At 62.5% G+C, this 21,375-nt stretch carries 9 protein-coding genes; all 9 read right to left on the bottom strand.

The features are described 5' to 3' along the window. Window positions 1-27: 27 nt before the first annotated feature. The 9 genes from D6851_RS04095 to D6851_RS04060 all read right to left on the bottom strand — a co-directional run bounded on the left by D6851_RS04095 (window position 28) and on the right by D6851_RS04060 (window position 21,231). Window positions 28-12,378: a filamentous haemagglutinin family protein gene (locus D6851_RS04095; RefSeq protein WP_120323617.1), complete on the bottom strand. Its 12,351-nt coding sequence runs from the start codon at window positions 12,376-12,378 to the stop codon at window positions 28-30. Next, entirely contained in the window at window positions 12,375-12,500 is a 126-nt protein-coding gene (locus tag D6851_RS18170; RefSeq protein ID WP_274379041.1) for a hypothetical protein, read from the bottom strand. The genes D6851_RS04095 and D6851_RS18170 overlap by 4 nt, the downstream gene beginning before the upstream one ends. Further along, window positions 12,497-13,081 (bottom strand): hypothetical protein, encoded by a 585-nt coding sequence (locus tag D6851_RS04090; protein ID WP_120323616.1) that lies wholly within the window; start codon window positions 13,079-13,081, stop codon window positions 12,497-12,499. Before D6851_RS04090 ends, D6851_RS18170 begins: the two co-directional genes overlap by 4 nt. A gap of 138 nt (window positions 13,082-13,219) precedes the next feature. Beyond that, window positions 13,220-15,022 carry a putative porin gene (locus tag D6851_RS04085; protein ID WP_238473933.1) on the bottom strand — a complete coding sequence of 601 codons (1,803 nt, stop codon included), beginning with the start codon at window positions 15,020-15,022 and terminating at the stop codon, window positions 13,220-13,222. Between the two features lie 4 nt (window positions 15,023-15,026). Beyond that, complete coding sequence (locus D6851_RS04080) at window positions 15,027-15,737, bottom strand: TonB-dependent receptor (RefSeq protein ID WP_238473932.1); 711 nt, start codon at window positions 15,735-15,737, stop codon at window positions 15,027-15,029. Between the two features lie 298 nt (window positions 15,738-16,035). Further along, on the bottom strand, window positions 16,036-16,455 hold the full coding sequence (locus D6851_RS04075; RefSeq protein ID WP_210210321.1) for an ExbD/TolR family protein: 420 nt from the start codon (window positions 16,453-16,455) through the stop codon (window positions 16,036-16,038). Between the two features lie 11 nt (window positions 16,456-16,466). Continuing rightward, on the bottom strand, window positions 16,467-18,227 hold the full coding sequence (locus D6851_RS04070) for a DUF2341 domain-containing protein (protein ID WP_120323614.1): 1,761 nt from the start codon (window positions 18,225-18,227) through the stop codon (window positions 16,467-16,469). Continuing rightward, the gene (locus D6851_RS04065) at window positions 18,228-19,796 is read right to left on the bottom strand and encodes a ShlB/FhaC/HecB family hemolysin secretion/activation protein (protein WP_238473931.1); all 1,569 of its coding nucleotides are present in this window, start codon (window positions 19,794-19,796) and stop codon (window positions 18,228-18,230) included. It lies immediately after the preceding gene. 445 nt (window positions 19,797-20,241) lie between these two features. Continuing rightward, window positions 20,242-21,231, bottom strand: a complete 990-nt coding sequence (locus tag D6851_RS04060) for a helix-turn-helix domain-containing protein (protein WP_183029980.1) — start codon at window positions 21,229-21,231, stop codon at window positions 20,242-20,244. Between the last annotated feature and the right edge of the window lie 144 nt (window positions 21,232-21,375).

Raw genomic sequence — 21,375 nt, 5'->3', positions numbered from 1 at the left:
GGCGGTCCAGGACCGCCCCGCTCCTGATTAGTCGCCGAACCCGACGAAGCGGACATTCACGATGGCCGGAATGTCGCGCACGGGCTGCGGCCGGTTGCGCTCGGCGAGCTGCGCCGCCTCGTTGGCAACCGCCGTGGAGGCCGAAGACGCCGCGGTGAGCGCGCCGGTATTGACGGCTGCCACAGTCGGAATGCCGGTCGCTTCGCCCTCTACCTGGATGTTCGCCGCATTGAGGATCTGCAACGCGGCGAGGTTGATGTCGCCCGAAACGCGGATGCCCGCTTCGCCCGCGTCGATCACGCCCAGCGGCGCGATGAGGTCGACGTCGCCGGACGGGATTTCCGGGAGCGGCGCCAACGTGGCGATCCCCGCGCCGGTACTGGGCACCTGCGGCGAGAGCGCTACATTGCCGATATCGTCATAGACGCGCCGCGGCGGCGTGTAGAGCACGGTCGTATTGGCGCCGCGCCCGGCATTGATGTCCCCGGCTGCCGACCATCCGAAGATATCGCCACCGAAGGTGGTGAAGATGCGCGACAGACCCAGCGCGATATCGCCCTGGCTGTAGATCTGCACATTACCGGTGCCCTGGGTCAGAAAGCCGTTATCGCCATTTTCGGGGCGGATCGCATCGAGGCCCAGCGTGACCCCGCCACCCGGTGCGAGCATCTGAATGTCGCCGCCGAATTCGGTGCGGATCATGCCGGCGGCGCGCCCCGTGGAGAATTGCACGAACTCGCCTTCATAGGGCGAGGTGCCTTCCTCGCTATCGATGCCGGGGAACATCGTTTCGACCATTTGCCGGCCGCGCAGATAGGAACCGCGCCGGCCACTCTCGATCTTGCCGCTATATTCGCGTCCGCCGATGCGGAGTTCTTCGTAGTAGATGTCGCGCAGGAAGATGCGCTGGTGCTCGGGCGCAAGGGCATCGAAATAGGCAAGGGCCTCCTCGTCGCTGCTGAACTGCTCGGCATCGTCGGACCAGCGACCCTCCAGCCATTCGGCCAATTCCTCGGTATAGACCTTGGCGACTTTGCCGTCCTGATCGGTGAGCGGGCGTTCGGGATCGGCGAGATTGGCCGGATCGAGATAGGCATCGCGCACGGCGGCGAAGTTCGGTCCATCGGCGCCGGCACCAACAGTGACGGCGATGTCCGCGCCGCCGGTCGGTTCGCTGCTGGCGCTGGAACCGACCAGACCAACAGAGCGCAACACGCCCTTGTCATCCTGATAGAAGTTGCGGCCTGCATTCAATTCCAGCGTGCCCGGCCCGGCCACCATGGCGTTGATCCAGATCAGGTCGCGACCGGCATCGATAATCGAGATATCGTCGGCGAAACTGTGCACGAACAGCGAACCGGAACCGCTGAAGCTGGGCGTCCCTGAGCCAAGTCCGACGATATCACGGCCAGCCCGAATATAGGCCGGATGGCCGGAACGGTAGGCAACCTCATCCGTCGTGGTGTTGGTGAAGAGCGTGCCGAAATTGGCATTGATGATATCGCCATCCCGCGCATAGATCAGCACCGGATCGACCTTCTGCGTGCGCACGACCGCCGTATCGGTGCCTCGCGCAAGAACATCACCGTAATTGTAGTTCCCCGACACATTTGTGAGGATCGGGTTACCGCCTTGGCTTCCGGGCAGTACGCCCCAAGCAGGGTTTTGCGGTGTGGCCAACATGGATTCTGGCGCGCCGGAGGTGCGAACCCAGAGATAATAGATAGTGTCGGCGGCCAGGAATTCGGCCGTACTGTTGTCGGAGGCCTGCAAATCGATACTTTCGCCGCCCGCAACGCGGCCCATTCCATAGAGGCTGCCATTGGCGGCGATGGCGCTGAGATGCGCCGGCCCCTGATAGCCGCCCAGCGCCCCGACCGACAGGTCACCACCGGCCGAGAAGAGGTTGACGTGCGTGGCGTCGGTGAACTGAGTGAACCAGCTTTGCAAGGCGCCGTTCTGCCCATCGATCTCCACGCCGAGCAAGGCCGGCGTATCCCGCAATCCGGGATCGAACACCGTAGCCACCATGTCGCCGCGGCTGTTGAGGGTCGTCGTCCCATCACCGGGCAGGACCGCGAGCGTGCCATATTGGTGCGTGGCATTCGCTTGCGAATAGCTGTCCGGCCGAGGATCCCGATCGCTTTCGGTGTTGGTGATTTCATAGGTCTTCCAGACCTGCCCGATGGTTCCGGCGGTGATATCGATATCGCCGCGCAGATTGGTCACGGTTCCGGGTGCATTCGTGTTTATATCGCCATAACGGCTCTGCACCGGATTGATCTGGCCACCGACGCTGAGCGACAGGTCGCCGCCGCCGCTACGATGGATCGTGCCATCGCTATCGACCCAGCCTGACGATCCCACCGCCAGCGCCAGCGCGCCAGGATGGCCAACATTGGTGACATAGTCATATGCACCGAAATCGCGGCCGGCGGAGACCGTCAGATTGCCGCCGCCCAGCGTGCCGATGCCGTCGAAGGCAGGCAGGCGCCTGTTCGCATAGGTACCGAAATTGATCCACCAGGCGGTCTGCTGCCCGATTTCCGGCGCGCCCTGATGCCACAGCCAGTCGCCGACTGCGTGGTTGGAGCGCGTTTGCGTGCCAACTTGCTGTCCCGACATATGGCCGAACATGTCGCGCCCGACATCGACGGTGACATGGCCGCCGCCGGTCGTGAACCACGGCTGATAATCGGCGACCGCACCCTCATACTCGCTAAAATCGCTGCCCAGCACAGACCCGTCGGCGAATGTCGCACGAGGAAGATTGAGCGAACCGCCCGGCCGGGTAGCTTCTGTGTCGATCCAGGTTCCGGCGGTATAGATACCGAAACGCGATTCCTGCCGGTAATCGCGCGCCGCAATCAGATCGAGGTCGCCGGTGCCGGTGCGGATGACGCTGACGCCTTCATATTGCTGATCCACCCCATATTCCACCACGACCGAAAAGGGATTGTCGAGGACCATATCCCCCACGCCATCCTGCCGCACGGCGCGGAAATCGGCGGATGTCAGATTGGCGCCCGCCACCATTTGCATGTCCCAGCTTTCGGAACCGGAGGCGAGCATGGGCGCGGCGGCCCATATGGTTTCCTCCACCGGTTCGATCGAAGTGAGCGTGGTGAGCGTGAAATAGCGCGGCAGAACCTGCCCGGCAGGGAGCGTGAAGGACTGGTCGAACTCCGGCGCAGAGCTAATCCGGAAGCCCAGAAGCGGCGTACCTGCTGGAACCTTGGACACGGTGATCTGCGCATTGGTCCATACCTGGGTCCCCTTACCCAGGATAGTCCCGGCGGGGAGGGAAGCCTGACCCAACTCCGTCCCGGCCGGAATATGGCCTTCATAAGTGATGCCGGTGGCAACATCGGTCACGATCGCCCCGTCGGGCAAGATGGCGCCACCAGCAAGCGTCTGGTTAAAAGCGTTCGTCGAACGCGTCAGGGAGACGTCGACCGGATAAGTTCCCGCCTGGGTATAGATCGTGAAAGGGGAGCTGGGATGCAGATCGAACGGTAGCGAATATTCATAACTATAGGCGGATCCGATGCTCCACCCGGCTTCCATGGCCATGTCCAAGGGCAGAACATAGTCCGCGTTCAGCCGGCCGGTCATCTCGATATTGTAGATGCTGTCCGGCGTCACCGGCGGCAGGTCGAAGCCGTCATTGATGTTGCCATTGACGATCAGATCGCCGCCCGCGCGCAGCGAGACGACACCGGCAAAGCCGCTGCCGCGCACCGCCGGATTGGCATCCGGGCCGTAGCGATAACCGGAAAAGTCCAGATCATCGGCCACGCGCAAACTGCCGTTTTCGGTCGCGCTGACAATTTCGATACCCGGGCGGAGTTGGAGCGCGCTGCCCGTCGCCTGCCGCAGCCCGGCGAGCCGCGACTGGAGCGCACCATTGGCGAGCGCGCCGTCGATGAAGGCCGTGCTGTCGCCATGCAGGCGGTCGAGATAGGCCTGGTCGACGATCTGCCCGTCGGCGTCCTCCGGGTCTACCGGAGCATCGTCATAGCGCCAGAAGCCGTTGACCGCGACGCGCTTGGCGCCGTCCACGGAGAGTCCGCTGCCCGTATCAACCGCGACATCGTTGCCGCGCGCGCCGCCGAGGCGCCGGGCATTGAGGTCGATGGTGCCGAGCACCTCGCCCGCAGCGCCGACATCCATCGCCACGCCATCGCCCAGCACAAGGCGGCCCTCCGTCGAGGTAAGATCGATCAGCGCACGATTGGCGCCTTCGATAGCGCCGCCGTCGCTGTCGAGCCGCAGTTCCTCGCCGCTGGCGTCGAGCACCGCGCCATCGCTGACGATCAGATTGTCGCGCGCCGCCAGGCGGATGCTGCCGGCATATTGCCCGCCGCCGCGCAGCGTCCCATTCACCGTCAGATCGCCGCCATTGGCCGTGACCGAAATATGCTGCGCCTGCACCTCGCTGCCGATGGTGAGATCGCCGGCACCGGTCTCGAACCGGCGCAGGTAATCGAAGCCGCTTGCATTGAGCCGCTGGTTGAGACCGACGAAATCGACGATCTCGCCGGCGCGCACGTCGACCGAGCCGCCGCGATAATCGGCGCTGTCTTCATCGCCTTCGGCCGGTGTGTGGCCGGAGATCAGCGTGCCTGCCAGATCGACGCGGCCTTCATTGGCAATGGCTGTGATCGTGCCGCTGTCGCTGTAATCGGCGGATACGTCGATCGTGCTGTCCGCCGACTGAAGGATCGAACCGCCAAGGCTCGTCAGCACCAGATCGCCGCCGAAGCCGTGGCGCACTTCCTCGAAGAACTCGACCGGCCGGCCCGAAAGGTCGATCACCGCGCCATCGGCCAGCGTCAGGTCGCCTTCGGAGCGGACTTCCAGCAGGCCGCTGGGCGCGGCAATGGTACCGGCAATATCCACCGTTCCACCGGACAGGCGGATCTGCGCGCCGAAGTCCTGGTCTGTCAGGTCGACATCGCCCGCGTCGTCGGGCCTGCCGACCACGAGGTTTCCACCGGCGTTATAGGCCATGTTCGACCCGGCCTCGCCCGTCAGCAGGGCGGTGGTCAACGCCAGGTTGCCGCCGACGAAAGTGTCCTCGCCGGTCTGTTCGCGATAGACGCTGAGCGAACCGGTATAGTTCGATGTGATCCGTTCCGATGCGGCGAATTCCACATCCTCAAAGCCGAGCATCAACTGCGGCCGTTCGAGATTGGTCGCGGGGTTCAGAAATGCACCTTCACCATCACCGAACAGCACCTCGCGCGCCTCGACGCGGAACGCGCCCGCGCCGGTGCCGGCGCCATCCGGGATGACCGGGCCGGGTTCCGCCACGAACCAGTCGATCGTCGAGATGTTGCGGCGCACGCCGTAGATCAGCCCGGCCAAGACGAGGCGATCGGTGCGTATGGTCGCTGTGTCGCCTTCGTCACCCAGCCCATAAATGGCGGGGCTGATAAGGCTGATCGACGCGGAGGATTCTCCCGTTGCCGGATCGAAGGTGTCGAGCGTGACATCGCCAAGGAAATTGATCGAGTTCGACGCCTGGAGGCGCAGACTGCCGAAGCCGTCGCCTTCGGAGGGGCGCAGCAGCCCGTCGAGGATCGTCTGGCTGAGCTGCCATCCGGGTGACAGCACGCCTGCCTCATCCGCGGCGGCTAGCGCAGCCTCCTCGCCGATATTGATGTCTTCCACCACCAGCAGCAGATCGCCGGCTGTCAGGCGGATATCGCCCAGTTCCACGCCGCCGGGACCGACCAGCGCGACCGTGCCGTCGGACTGGAGCGAGGCCCCGTCGGCGATAGAGATGCTACCTTCTCCGACCACCTGTCCGAACGACAGCGTATCGTTGCTGACCGCAACGAAGCTGGCGTCGCGGGTGACAGTGTCAAGCAGGAAACCGTTCTCCAGCGTCCAGCCTGCTTCACCGAGGCCGCGGGTATCGATGCTTGCATTGTCCTCGATTACGACCTGGTTGGCACCGGACGTGCCGCCGAGCAGAACCGTGCCGGCTTTCAACTCGGAGCCGGAGCGAAGGACGATATTGCCGCTAACGCCCAGGCCGAGATCGCTTACGCCGTTGATGGCGAGACCGAGCACATCCGCGCCGAGCGCGTTCAGATCGCTGTCGCGCAAGGTGACGTGCTCGCTGGACGCTTCTCCCTCAGTGCCGAGCACTTCGATCGGCGCACCATAGAAGTTGACCATTCCGCCTCGGCCGCCTTCGGCCGCATCGTTGAGCAGGGTGCCGTCAAAGCTGACGCTGACGGTCTCGGGATCGGCGGGGGTGCCAAAAGGGCTGAACCACGCGAAATCGAAGCCGATCGGCCGGACGTCGGCGGGCAGAAAGGCGTTGAGAATGCGCGGATTGCCGTAGCGAGCCATCTCGGCCTCCGCCCATTCCGTCATGGTGGTCATGTTGTAATCGGAATGCTCACGCAGCGTCTCGCCGGACATCACCATGATGTCGCGCGGCAGCGCGTCGTAGATATCGCTGTTCGCCGTCCCCATCCGCGCCGTGGTGCGGGTGATACCCGCCGTGGTGGAGTTGCGGCCCGCATCGAACGGCACCTCCGCGCCCAGTTCGACGCGGAAAGCGCCCGGCATCAGCGCATATTCGGCTGGCAGCAGCGTATAGGTGCCGGCAGGCAGGCCGGGCACGTCGTCGCCGATGGTGATCTGGCGGCCCAGCGGCACATCGCCGAAGGTCGGGTCCACCGGCGCATAGCCGCTCTCATAGCCGGGCAGGATAGCATAGACCTCGCGCCCCTCAGCACTGCCGTAATATGGGTTGCTGTTGCCGAGCGGCGTGTAACGCAGATCGACCGAGCCACCTCGGCCTGAGCGAAAACCTGCGCCCTGCAAGGTGCCGCCACCCGTCACATCGATTACCGCGCCTTCTTCCGCCGTGAAGTCACTGGCACCGAAGATCAGCCCGCCACTGGTGCGATCCTGTTGCTCTGATTCGTTGCCGCCGACGTAATCGAATTCGACCTCCCGGCCGTTATAGCGATACTGGATGCCATCGACGGTGCCGCCATAAGGCAGAACGAGTCCTTCGGCCGAAAGCGAAGTGAGGCTGCCCGCCTGCAAAATCACCTCGGAAACCGGATAGCGAGACAGATACGAGGGGAAGGTGCTCGGCATCCGGTTATTGCTCACCGTGCCGAAGGATATCTCTCCCAGTGGCGCGAAGAGTGCGCCGCCTTGCTCGACCCTAGGCGCAAGGATGAACAGTTTGCCGAAAACCGAATGCGGGGTGGCAAGCTCGCCCGATCCATAGCGGCGGAAGCGGATCACCGCGTCTTCTTCGGGATCGCCGTTTGTGCCACCGGGTCCAACGCCCACTTGGATGCGGCCGGCGGCATGGGTCGTGGGATAGAGCCGCTCGGCCGTCAGGGTCAGTTCGCGCTGGGCGACGAGACCGCCATCGGTGAAGCGCATGTCCCCGCTGCTGATAAGATCGACCGAGGCAAAGCCAGGCAGTTCCACTTCGGTGGAGCCGCTTACGCCGGTGCTCCGTTCGGACTTGCCACCGAACACCGTCGCCCCGTCCACGATATCGATCAGGCCTGCTTCAGCCACGAAGCGGCTATTCGGATCGAGTAGGGCCGAACCAATCAGATATTGATCGATCACACCGGGGAAATAGCCCGAATTGCTGCCGCTATCGCTACCTGGCGGCACCGGCCGCGGACCTCGCCCGCCGAAGCGGATATAAGGCGCGGCAATATTGACGCTCGCATCGAGCGTATCCTGCGACAGCGAGAAAATGCCGTGCGAAAGATTGATCGACCGGCCCAACGCCAGATCGACATCGCCTTCAAACCGGATTTCGTCGCGAGCCCAGATCGACAGGCTGTCATAACCGCCAGCTTCGATCTGATCGACGCCCAGCACCATGCGGCCATGCCCGCTCGCATCCTCGGCAGTGGAACGCTCGGCGCCGATCGTTACCGTACGCAGCGGATGGGCATCCGTTTCGCCACTGGCGAAGGTGCCTTCCAGCATGATGTCGAGCGTGCCGCCAAAGGCGTTCTGCCCGCCCGCGCCGGCATCGACCGTGCCATCGAGCACGATCCGGTTATTGCTGCTGATCGCCAGCGTGCCGCCGTCGCCGGCAACCGCCACACCTGACCTATCGGGATAGATGTCGAGCAGCGTCTCCTCGCCGCCCGAAAGATCGAGATAGGCGCCGTCCTCAATGACGATGGCGAGGGGGCTGATTTGATAGAGGTGGGTGCTTGGATGCCGATAGCGCTGATCCGACCCCAGATTGATCGTGCCGCCATCGCGCACCAGGCCGAAACGGCGTCCCTGCACGTCGGTGGTAACGAAGCTGTCGCCGGACACATCGAGCACGGCATTCTCGCCGATACGCAGCATAACCGCATTGCTGGCGCCGACGGAGGTACTCGTATCGTTGACCAGATTGATCGTCCCGCCCGGCGCGACGAGGCGGCCGTCGATATCCATCGATCTGAGGCCATTGCGAATATCGATGGTCTGGCCTGGATCGACACGGATTTCCGCATCGCGTTCAATGGCGATGGGGCCGGAAAAGCCATCCGTATCGGAGTGAAGCGCGTGCAGCGACAGGCTCGCGCCAGCGCGCTGCGTCACCGTGCCGGTCTCGACATCCGCCATGTAAAGCGGCGGGGTCCACAGTTCGAGCGCTGCCATCGGATCGCTGCCGGTGGGCAGGTCGATCATCCCGTCCGCGGCGCGCCACACGGGCCGCTCGACCGCGATCTGCGTGCCTTCGGTCACAACCAGTCCCTGCTGGCCGTTAACGGCGTATTGGGCGAAGCCATTGTCGAACACGTCGGTGTCGATCTGGCGCGTTTCCTTGACTGCAACATCATGTTCGAAAGTCGCGCCGGGCTGCATCGTCGTTCCGGCTTTAAGATTCAGTTCGCGGGGCAGAATCTGGCCAGCCGCATAGTCAACTCTAAGCGGTCTAATCGGAACACCGTCCGGAAAGACGTCTCCCGGCAAGACAAAGTCCGGCATTGTGCCTGACGGCATATAGAGGGTCGTAATGGTCGAACCGGCCGGGATTGTTGGTGGCGTCTGGCCGGGCCGCAGAATGACGCTCGTAACGCGGGTCTCTCCCGGCGGCGTATATCTTATTTGCAGCATCGGGTTCGACGCTGTGCCGTCACCGGGCACCATGGGCGGAGTCCAATCCGCCTGCGTCACCAATGATGTGATCGGTGCGTTCCGATCGAGTTGGATCTGGCCGTCACCGACCGTCGCACCAGCCTCCAACATTGTCAGTGTAACATTGTAATCGAAGAGAATGGTGTCGCCGGCGGCAAAATTCACATCCTCGCCCAGCGTCAGATAGACCTCGGCAGTCTCACCCGCGCCCAGCGTGCCATTATTCTCCAGCAGCTCGCCGCCGATGGAGACGGCGCCGCCGGAATCGATCGTCAGCGTGCCGGCGCCCGCCGCGCCATAGCCGAGAATGTCTCCATCGAGCGTGATATTGGCGTCGCCATGCTCGTTCTGGCCGCCAGCGCGCATATTGGTCCGCAGCGTCACATCGCCGCCTGTGCCGCCCGCAAAGCTGCGGTCCGCCAGCAGCGCCGCGCCTGACGACACGTCGATCAACGCATCCTCGCCGACCGAAACCAGATGGGTGGATTCCAGCGTGACCGAACCGCCATCGATATGGGCGAGCAGGCCGGCGTCACCGCCATCCTCCAGCGCATTGACCCACAGCCCGCGCATATCGAGTGTGACGCCTTCGCCAACCGCGATGCGCGAACTGCCGTCGATCAGCGCCGCGCGCGGCGTGGTTTCGACATAGCGCGCCAGTTGCACGGCATTGGTGGCCAGCACGCTGCCCGAACGGGCCGTGACATCGGCATTAATGCCGATGTCGGCGCCGCGCAGCACCAGCTCGCCGCCGTCCGCAAGCGTAAGCGCGCTATCGATGCCGATCGTGGTGTTGGTGTTAAGCTCCAGCCCGCCCAGCGCGAGATCGTTCAGATAGCCGGCGTCGAGCCAGACCGTGCCGGTGCGATCCTCGCTTACCAGCCCGCCTTCGCCAAGGGCGCCGCCGAGATCGGCAAAATCATCGACCCGAATATCGCTGTCATAAGTATAGCCGAGCGAACCCAGCGCCGCATTGCCCCCGATGATCAGCGATCCGGCTTTGGCGACCGTATGCGCGCCGACATCATAGCCATCGGTGATGCCGTCGGCGCGGGCCTTGGTCTGCCACTCGCCATTGACGACTTCGGCGACCACTTCGCCTTCCATCAACACGGTCGGCGCGGAAAGGATCAGGCGGCCGGCATCGCGCCCGACCGAATAGCCGTCCTCCCAGCGCGCATAGCTGCGGCTCGAGAACAGTGGATGTGAGAACACTTCGGTATAGGCTTCACCCCAGCGCTCATGCTTGCGCGTAAAGGCGTTGCCGTAGCTGACCACCGCGACACCCGCAGGAAGCTGTCCAATATCGTAGAGCTTACCGTCTGAGCCCAATACACGCGAGGAGCGTACCCAACCGGCCTGATAGTCGAGGCTACCGCCCGACACATCGAAGACGGCCCCCTGTTCGGCAACAACTTCTCTGGCTGCCATGGCGATGGTCCCGCCAACGGCCGTCCATTCGCCGATGCCATGCTCCATGTTGCCGAGATAGCCGCCGACTTCGAGGAAGCCGCCCGCCGTGTACCAGCGATCGCCCTCATAACCGCCGGTGCCGTCGGGCAAGAGGACGAGGTCACGCACATCGATCCAGACGTCCTGGCTGCGCAGCTCGTCGTTCTCGCGATTGACCGGGCTGTCTCGCATTTCGTTGCCTTGGATGTTCACCACGATGGAGTTCGACTCCATATCGAGCGCGACACCCTGCACGCCTGAAACATCGATCAGCGCACCGTCTTCCACGATGATGCGTCCATTGATCGCGTCGTCTGCCGGATTGTCGATACCGACGGCCTGTACAGCGACCTGGCCACCCTGCGCCCGGGTCTGCGAACCGCCTTTGAACAGAACATTGCCGCCGGTCACGATCTCAATGCGTGAGAGATCGAGGCGGTCATCCAGCAGCGATAGATTGTCGAAGCCGCCTGTCACGGAATCCAGATGCCGGCGCGCATTGGCGCTATCTGATTGTTCGACTAGCGCATCACGCCGGCTGTTGAGCGCCGTGTCTTCGCTTTCGAGCTCGGGCATGATGGTGGTCAGGCTATGCGCGCCGAGCGTCACCGAGCCGAGTTCATCCGAAGCGGAGTTCAGCAAGTGGATCGTGCCGCGCTGGTTCACGCTCGTCGTGGCCAGCACAACGCCATCCTGGTGGATCGTGCGACCCGTCAAGGTGATGTCGCCCTGCGAAGCCTCGATCAGACCCGCATTAATGACGGTGCCACTTTCCGATTCCTCGTCGATAAAGCCCCGCACTTCATTGCCGCGTGTGGTCGAAGAAGCGTTGGATTCCGTGCCATAGCCCGGACGGACAATGAAATCGTCGCCGGCGGCAAGCAGCGCCTGACCTCTGGGCGTGGTAATTGTGCCCTCATTGACGACTTCGGTCCCCATGAGCAGAACATAGCCGCCGCCTGCAGTCACGCTTTCGGGCTCGCTGGTCGTGATCTGTGCGCCCGCTTCGACTTTTATCGCGCCGCCGGCATCGGTGAAGGAGGGGACATAGTTTTGCCCCGCAAGGCCCGAATAGATCCCGCTTTCGAGAAATGCGTCGTTCGCGATATCCGCACTCGCGGCGATCAGATTGCGAACATTGACGCTGCTTGACCCGCCGAAAATCACACCGTTGCGGTTCATTACCAGCACCGTGCCATCGGCAGTAATCGAGCCTTCGATACGGCTGGGATTGATATCGAATACACGGTTGAGGACGGCCCAATCGGCATTGCCCTGCTGGTCGAAAACGAGATCGGTTTCGCGACCGACATTGAAGCTGTCCCAGCTCAGGATCGCCTTGCTTTCCGTCTGGCCAACCGTCACGACCGTGCGGCCGTCCTCGCCCTCGCTCTCGACGGGCGCATCGGCCCCCTGCCACAGGCTCGGATCGATCTCGATATCACCTGCAATCTTGAGACCGCCTTCGCCGAGACCATTGGACACCAGACTTTGCGCAGCACGGGCTGCGGCGCGCGCCTGGTTCTGGGCGTCCTGCATGGCGGCACGGGTCTCGGCAGCACGGCGGAAGGCCGCCACCGCACGCTGCGTGGCACTGTTGGTTTCAGCCTGACGGGTCGCCTGCTGCTGTGCGGCACGCGCGGCCGCGGCCGCCGGATCAACTCCGGCGCGCCCGCGCGAAATGCGCCCGCTTTGCGCTTCGGCGACACCGGAAAAAAGCAGGCTGCCCAGCGACACGCTGATTAGCAGTTTCTGACGAAGCGAGCGGGAATTGGCGATCATTGGAACATCTCCATGAGATGAACGGCAACCGGAAGCGGGGCCGTAATCTGTCTGTTGTGCGGGTTTTGGGAGGCGAAGGGCCGCAGGCTGCGGTCGCCTTCACCGGGAAACAGGTTGGTCATGGCCTCACCCCTTGAGGAGGGCGGACGGGGCGTTCACTCGTAACCGAGTGACCAAGCGCGCTGCCCATGCGCAGACGCGTAGCCGCTTCGTGTGCTACGCCGACCTCGGTGTCGGGGGAGCCGGCCCGCGGGACAGGTGCATCAATCCCTGCCCGGGCCTCGGATTGGGCAAGATTGGCGGCCTCCTGCAAACGCAGCGTGGCGCAATCGAGATGCCCTGCCTTGTGGCCAGCAATGTCGACAATAATGCAAGGTTCCGGAATGGGGTCACCGCCAATGCGGCGCCTCTCTTCGATTTCGGCATTGGCAGGCAGAGATTGCGATCTTTCAGCCGTTGCGTCCTCCGATTGCGCTTGGACATCGGCTGTGGAGCAAGCAATCATCAGCATGGCTGTCAAAGCGCCTGCTCGACCGACCCGGCATGTCTTCGCGAGGACCAGATGCGAAAAGGGGGCGCGGGCACACTGGCTTATCGAGGCGCCCGCGCCAGCCATAGATTGGGCCGGTGCGGCATGAGGGTAACCGGACCGACCGGATCCGGCCTGGCCACGCCGGATCACTGCGAACAAGAAATCTGCCATGCACCCCGCTTGCACCCGGCTCCGCCATGCACGGACAGCAGGCAGAGCCGGACGTTTGCACCTGGGCGCTGCGCGATATTCGCGCAGCCAGGTCGAGCAGAACAGAAGGCAAGCGGTCGACATGACAGGTCAGGGCGCTCAGAACCGCGTCATCAAGTCGATGAAGGCCCGGTCGACCGAGAACGGCGCATCGGCAATCTCTTCGGCCGACATCCACCGTCCGCCGAACAGCACATTCGGGGCAATCGCGTAATTGCCGCCCAATTGCCAGCCCTTCGCGTTGGTCCCGCCGATATGAAAATCGCTATCGGCGAAGGCATCGAGCACGGCATCCGATTCCAGATGGCGATAGCTTACCCAGGCGTTCCAATCGCCCGCACGCGCGCCAGTGACATTGCCTTGACCCGCGTCGAGTGCGGAACCAATCGCAAGACGCACATGCCAGCCGGTGTCGCCGCCTTCATATGGGCCATCGACAGTGATTGTCCCATTGGTATCGTCCGGATCCGGGATGGTGATTTGCGGCCCGAGATTGTTGACCGCACGGGCCGTGAGGACATCGCGGTCCCAGCCGAGGTTCTTGACGAAATCGCCTTCGAGCCGCACGCCAAATCGGTCGGACGGCCGATACTCGAGCGCCCCGTGGATGTTGAGGATTTCGAACTTCGAAGCGAGGCCGAAATACTGGTTTTCGGGAAGGAGCGTCGGATCCGGCGCGCCATCATAGATTACGTCGCGGATCGGGAACATTGTGTTGCCGAATTGCTGGAACGCGGGCCGCGAAGCGTCGCTTGAGCAGGTGAGCTCGTACCAGTAACAGGGGTTCGACACTTCGCCTTCGACATTGTCGTAGTGGAAGTAGCCGCCCGCGAGGCGCAGGCTGATTTCCTGCGACGGCCTGACCTCGAACCCGGCCTGGGCCGCGAAGAGATATTTGTCGTGGGATTCGTAAGGACCACCCGTGCCTTCGGGCGCATTGCGCGAGCCAAAGTTAAGATCGGTGTTGAAGACGGGGAAGGCGCCCGCAGTGCCGAACAGCGAGAAGTTGTCGGCAATATTGCCTTGACCGGACACCGCGACGCCGTCGAAATTCAGATCCTGGTCGAACAGGAGTTCGGACGTCCAGAACGGATTGGAAAAGCGTCCGAGGTCGATCCGGGTGTTCTCAACCGGCGTCAGGTGGATAGCGGCACGATCGAGCCAGATCTCGTACCCGCCGCCACCAAAAGCGCCCATGGTCTGATTGGTCGAGACCGGCGTGCGGTCATTACCGGTCGCAACGCGAATGTCGGCGGAGACCCAGTCTGTTATCTGCGCCCTAACGCCCAATCTTGCACGCAATTGGAAGCGCGTACGATCTTCGAGCGAGTTGATGAACTGGGGCGGAATGTAATCGGGTGATCCGGTATTGATGTTCTGGGGATCGCCGCGATTAATGGCGGAGAATTTCTCGAAGATGTCGAAATTGCCGTCATCCATGAAGATACCTTCATAGCGGGCGCGCACATCGCCATAGAGCGAGATCCGGCGCGTCCACTCGGGCGTCTCCCCCGGACGCGACCAGCCTTCGGCTTGGGCCTGTTGCCCCAATTCCTCGCGCAGCTCTTCCTTGAGCTGATCGCGCACCACCTGCGGCACATAAGGGATCGTCTGGGTGCCGTCCGCTGCCACACCGCCGGCAGGAACCGGCGGAAGCGGTTGCGGCTCCACGGTCGCGTCGGCGATCATGGCGTCGGCTTCCTCGCGGCTGACCAGGCCCTTCTCGACCATAAGCTCGAGCAGCCGGTTGGGATCGACCTGCTGCGCATGAGCGGGCGCAGCGGCGAGACCCACGCCTGCGGCGCAAGCCAGCAGAACAGGTTTGAGACGGGAAGCAAGGCAAGTGTGAGACATAGGTGTTTTCCCCCTGGGAGTTGGATCGTCGGCGAGCTGATGGATCATGACTTCAGGCTCCCGAGCGGGCGTTGAGTTCGATCCGCATGACGGGCAGGCCATCGGGCGGACGCTGGGACAATTGGAGACCGGTCAGAACTTCACGTATCCGGGCGTTTCGACGATCACTGCCGCCGCTGAGCACGCGCACATTGGTGATCTTTCCAGCGGCGTTGACCGTGACAGCGAGCTGAACAGAATATCGGCCGCGCGAGAGTTCATCGTCGCGCTGCGCCGCCGCACGAATTCCAGCCAGCGCCACATTGGCGTATGCCGCAAATCCGTTGCCGCTACCGCCTGGTCGTCCACCGATCCGCGTGCCTGTGCCATCGCCTCCGGCGAGCCCGTAATTGCTGGGGCCTGCGCCTTCGCGCGCGGTGAGGGCATTGTCGCCCGGTGCCGGATCGGATGATTGGGCCTGATCGGGCGGAGGGGGCGTATCGACCGGCTCCTCGATTGGGGGCGCATCAACCGGCTCGGGCGGCTTCTCCTGTGGCTGCGTCTCCGGCGGGGGCGGGGGTGGAGGCGGCAGGATGACCCGCGTCGTCTTTACTTCGTTGGGCCTCTCGCTGACCGTTTCTCCGCCCCAGAACATATAGCCGAGAACCAAGATCAGTCCCACGCCGATGACAGCCAGCGCTTGACCGAAACGGGTCGATGAACGTGCTGCGCGAGGAGGCGTGGCGCCCCATTCGCTCGCACCGGGCAATGCCATGGCTGCCATCAGTGCCTCCTTGCCGCGATCGCGGGCAGGCAGGTGGCCGCGCCGTTCAAGGCGACGCCGGCACTTCGCCTGTGCTTTGCACCGGGGGGCGGAGATAACCGCGAGCTTTGGCCGTCAGGCTGTCGGCCAGCAACAAGCCCGCCGACAGGGCCAGCAGCACAATGGCGAGCGCCAGAAGCGAGCGCCTGCGTCGCCGCCGATAACTTGAGCGCGAGATGCGCAAGACAGGCCGTCGATCTCTTATCCGATCGAGATGGCGTAGTAGGCGAAGTCGCATGGCTCATGGCTCCCACTCCCCTCACGCGCCGCCGCCAGGAGGGCGGGTCGATGCCATGCCGAGCGATGGAACACCGACCTTCGAACAGATGTCGAGCACCTGCATGATCCGGTCGTACTGGACTGCCCGATCACCGCGGAGAATGACGGCGAGATCGGGCGTAGTGGACACGGAGCGTCGCAACTCGCCTTCCAGTTCGCTGAGCGACATCGGAATGGCGTCGATCGAGATGGTCCCGTCATTACTGACCGCGATCACTCGGCTCTTTTGCGCTTCCAATGTCTGGGCCGAAGAGGCGCTCGGCAGATCGACCTGGATTCCCTGAACCGCAGCCGTGGTCATCAGAATGAAGATGATCAGCAGCACCAGAACCACATCGACGAAGGGGGTGATGTTGATCTCGTTATAGGGCTGGGCGCCCTGATTGGCTTTCATCGCCATCGGGGCCTCCCTCAGTTCGCCGCAGCCAGGGCGGGAGTATCCTGCCCGCTGGGCCTGCCGGTGGGACCGGTATCCTGCCACGTCTCGGCGATGCGTTTTTCAAGCTCATCGACGAACAGATCGTGGTCGGTATCGATCTCCTGGATGCGGCTGATCAGATAGTTGTATCCAAACAGGGCCGGGATCGCGACGGCGAGACCTGCCACAGTCGCGAGCAAGGCGGCGGCAATACCAGGGGCGATCGCGTTGATATTGACCTCGCCCGCTGCCGCCACGTCGGAGAAGGTGATCATGACGCCCAGCACCGTTCCAAGCAGGCCGATGAAAGGGCCGCCGGCAATGGCGATGGTCAGCAGGATCATCCGGTTGTTGAGCTTTTGTGAGATGCGTGTTCTGCCCGCATCAAGCGCCGAGCGGATCGCGGCGATGGAATTGGAGCGGATCGCAAAGCGGCTGCCGGTGGCACGGCCTTCCTTCAAACGGCTTTCCAGTTCGCGCCGACCGATATTGTAGATGCGCGCCATGGGCGCATCGCCGCCGCCATTCACGACTGGCAGGCCAGCGTGATCATCGGTCTGCCCCGCTGCCTGGGTATAGGCTTCAAGAAAGTCCGTATTGCCCCGGCGAACCCGTCCGATCATCAACCCCTTGGCGATCATGATCCAGATGGAGATGGCCAGCATAAAGGCGAGCAGAATGATGACGACCCAGGCATCGAGCGTGAGCGCCTTGAACAGGATCGAGAAATTGTTGTGACTGCCTCCCGTTTCGACCTGCTCGGCCGTGTCGGCTGCCACCAGACGCGAAGCCTGGCCTTCGCTGGCCGCGGCGAGCTGGAAGGCACTTGCGGGCAGCGCAGTGCCTGCGACCCGGAATTCGTCAATCTCGCCAGCAAAGCCTGCACCCAATTGCGGGTTACCACTGGCAGCGTCGAGAGCGCCGGCGAGCTGCGCCGCGGGCTGACCGTCCAGATAGAGCGTACTGGCTTGGCCATCATTGGCGAGCGCGAGATGCGCCCAGCTGTCGGCAGCGATGGCTACACCGGCGCTGCGCTCGCCATTGCGGTCGAGGAAGACCTGATCGCCTTCGCGGACCAGAGCAATGGCGCCGGGCAAAGCAAAGAGCGTGCCGTCGCTTTGCGGTTTGACCCAGAAGCTCACCGAAAGCGGGCCAGCCCCAAAGGCGGACGCGGGCAGATTGACCGGCGTGATGCCGTCGAGCACCAGACTTTGTCCGATCAGGCCGCCCGCGTTCCGAGTCTCACCGCCACTGGCATTATTGCCGTTGGCAGTGGCGTCCCGAGGGGCTCCCTCGTTGTCGAAATGATAGACAAGGGCGTAGTCCGGACTGAATGTTCCTGCCACGTCCTGGGCCGCTTCGGCGCTTTCGTTGCCGTAATAGGCATAAATGGCCGAAGCCTGGTCTGGCTGGATATTCTGAACATCCACCCAGACAAGGGCCTGCTGCTCTTGCGGCGACCATTTCTCGATATGGAAGGTGAGGGGCGTGCGGTCATCGCCTGCGACGAACCGCAAATCCGAGCCATCCGCCTTGACGTCTGCGAAATTGAAATTGCCGCTGTGCAGCCGCACCAGCACCGGTGCGCGCATCACCTCACCGGTGACGCCAGCGGCCGCGGTGTTGAGGTTGATACGTGTCCGATAGGCAAAATCACTTTCCCACCAGGCATTGGCGGGCGCGGCAGTGGTGAGCGCAGCGGCGGCCAGTAGACCGCCGATCACGCCCTTCTTCATGCGAGAAGAAAGAGACATCTAGAATTCCCCCTGGATACGGAAGCGAGCGAAGACATCGCCAGAGTCAGACTCCGACGTGGATTTCAGCGGCACGCCCACATCGAGCGCGCCGGAAAGATAGTTGAAGATGCGGATGCGACCGCCGAGACCGACGCTGGACAGCCACTGATCGCGTGTAGCGATCTGACTTTCGAGCGGATCGTGAATGCCGGCATAACCGCTGTCGACAAATGCGTGGAAGCGCAGTTCATCGAGCGGCGCTCCGACAATGCTGGCAAGGTCGGGCGTGCGGATTTCGGTCTGATAGGCAAAGCCATAGTCGCCAAGCACTTCCGACTCGTAGTAGCCGCGCACGCTTGACATGCCACCGAGGCTGAATCCCTCGTTGGAGATCAGCGGATCGGGCGACCATTGTGCCGTCAACCTCGCATTGATCTGAAAATCGCTGCCGATATCGCGCGTGGTCTCGCCATTGAGCTTGATCGTGATGAAGCTCGGCCGTGCGTTGTAGCGCTTGGCATCGAACTCGACCCAGCTATCCCCCAGTCCGCGAATCCCGAAGACACCGGTCAGAGCAAGATTGCTGGTGGAGAAATCGCCGATCCAATCCCCCCGCCAGGACGCCATGACCGGGAAATACTCGATTGGCGCGGAAGCCTGGTCCGACCCAAGCAGGACATCTTCCTTGAAGCTTTTCCAGTCCATCCCGAGCGTCAGCGCATGGTAGAAACCTTCGCTGCTGCCGAGCGACCGGATGAGACGCAGGCCGGCCAGATCGCCTTTACCAATGACATTGGTACCGCCAACCACTGCGATATCGCTGTCCGAATGGACATAATAGCCGAGCAATTGCGTTCCCGTGCCGAGGCGCATGAGATAGTTGCCGGAGAACACCGTGCCATCGTCAGTTCGACGAGGTGCCGTTTGTGCGGAGAGCGAAAGACTGTCGCCCCGGCCCCACATGTCGTCATAACGGATCGTAGCCGAGGCACGCAGGTCGGTGGTTGCCGAGGAGTTGAAATTATTGAGTTCCGCCGAGGCGTGAAAGGGAGATGATTCCTCGACCTTGAGCACCACATCGAGTGTCCCGGGTGCCTCACCGGCCCGCAGCTCAGGGGTCACGCGCCTGTTGGGATTCTGGTTAAGAGCCACAACGTCACGCTGAAACTCGGGAAGATTGGGCGTCTCACCAGGCGCTACAGAGGGCGCGAGTGCACTAACCCCATCGGGATCGCTCGCACCTTCGACAAGAAGTTGGCCGACTTCTTGCTGCTCCACCTGCAATTGCAGGATCCCGCCATCGACCGACTGTTCTGGAATATAAACGGCAACCGCGACATAGCCGGCGTCTTCGAAGGCCTGCTGCAACGCAGCGCGAGCTGCCTCGACATCTTCTTCGGTCCGCCCGGGCCCCATAAAGGGATAGACCGCGCTTTCCACGGCTTCGGGCGGAAGAACTTCGTTGCCACGCACCTGAAAGGCGCGAATATCAAAGCTGACTGCCGCCTGCTGTTCCACGTTTGCAGTAGCCTGGGCATTGGCGGGCATACTTCCGCCGACCGCAAAGGCCAGCACAGCCAGGCTCACTCCTGCACGCCGCGATTCCCGTCCGAAACTCAAAACACTTCCCCCGTCAAGAACGGTGCCTGAACCCAAGAAGCCCAGGCAGCGCGACGCTGATCTCGATTGCGGAGTAGATGCTTCGAGTGACTCGCTTGCTGCACTGCAGCACCCCCGCTCACGGGGACGCTCTTATGAGAACGGCAAAGAGATCAACAAGCAGAAACAGGAGGTGGAATGCGTTTTTACCGCATAGGTGCAAGGACTATGTCATTTGCATTACAACGGAAAAGAATCAGTTTGACTCCTTGGCCATTGCTAATAATTGATCGTTCTGTCTGATATTTTGTATTATCTTAGAGAATGAGATAAATATTGATTTTATATTTAGAAAACGCATTTTGCCCGGCAACTTTATTTGCTGCCAGGCGGGAGGGTTTCGCTTTTTTAACGGCTTACCGCCGTGTTCGTTCTAGCATTCTGCCTCGCGTACCGCATCTGCGCGGGTGCGAGACGGCGTCTCACCAAAATGTTTGACATAAGCGCGCGTGAATGCCGGAGCTCCTGCGAAGCCCGCCGCATTCGCGACTTCCGAAATCGTGCGCGAATCGCGGCCACTCGAGAGCGATGCGTGCGCCCGCTCCAATCGCACCGATTGGATATATTCCTTCACCGACAAACCCAGCGATGCGCGAAAGCCCTTGCGCAGGGTTTGCGCGGTGACGCCCACCAGCGCGGCAAGCTGTTCTGTCTCAAGCGCGCGAGCCGGATCACGCTGAATGATGCTCATTGCGTCGCTTACGGAACGAACCCGCAGCACCGCTTTGTCCTTCGCACGCCCAACTACAAGCTGGGCGAGTGCATGATAGAAAAGGCTGGCGCTACAGACTCGCGTCTCCTTCTTGAGCGAGCTGTGAGCATTTTGCGCGGCTCGCAGCAACGCTTTAAGTGCCAGGCCCAAGGTCGGAACTTCATCGAGCTCATCCAGTATGATGGTAAGCGAGCCAAGCTTATAGGCCTCGCCCAGAGCGGCGCTGATTTCCGCATTGAGGCGATCGATGGGCAGTTCGATAGCAAGCCCCAGCGAGTCCGCCTTGTGCAGAATACCGGCTGTGCCTGTCCGGCTTATCAGAACGGCAGCGCCCACCGGACAGGTCGAGCGGCTTCCCGGCGAGACAATTACAAGCGGCTCGACAAGCGGAAACAAAAGCATGCCGCGTCCCGACCGAATCCGGTGCTCCACCGAAGCCTTTTTCCGGCTGCAAAAATGCTCGATTGTCAGATCGTTGATACCGTGCGCTTGCGGAACAAACCCGCCCAACAGCGCCATATCCCGAAGTTCGGCGGCGAGGGCGCATATAGGCTGCGGCGAGACGCCCATTGCGGGTTCGACGCATGGCATCGAACTGACCGCGCGGCGGCGCTTCAGGCCATAGCTACTGACTGGCAGATCGCAGTCCATTTGCACTCCCTTCATTGGAGAAGAGAGCCGGGGCTCGATTTAGCGCAGTGGCTTGAAGAAAATTTTATTGCCCCCGTCCTTAACGGACATGCTTGTAAGCCGACTTGGTCACATGACGCGAAGAGTTCACGCGCGGTTGGCAAA

The organism is Altericroceibacterium spongiae (assembly GCF_003610805.1).
Taxonomy (GTDB): Bacteria; Pseudomonadota; Alphaproteobacteria; order Sphingomonadales; family Sphingomonadaceae; genus Altericroceibacterium; species Altericroceibacterium spongiae.
The sequence above is the reverse complement of the archived record's forward strand: the minus strand, read 5'-3'. Positions and strand labels throughout refer to the sequence as shown.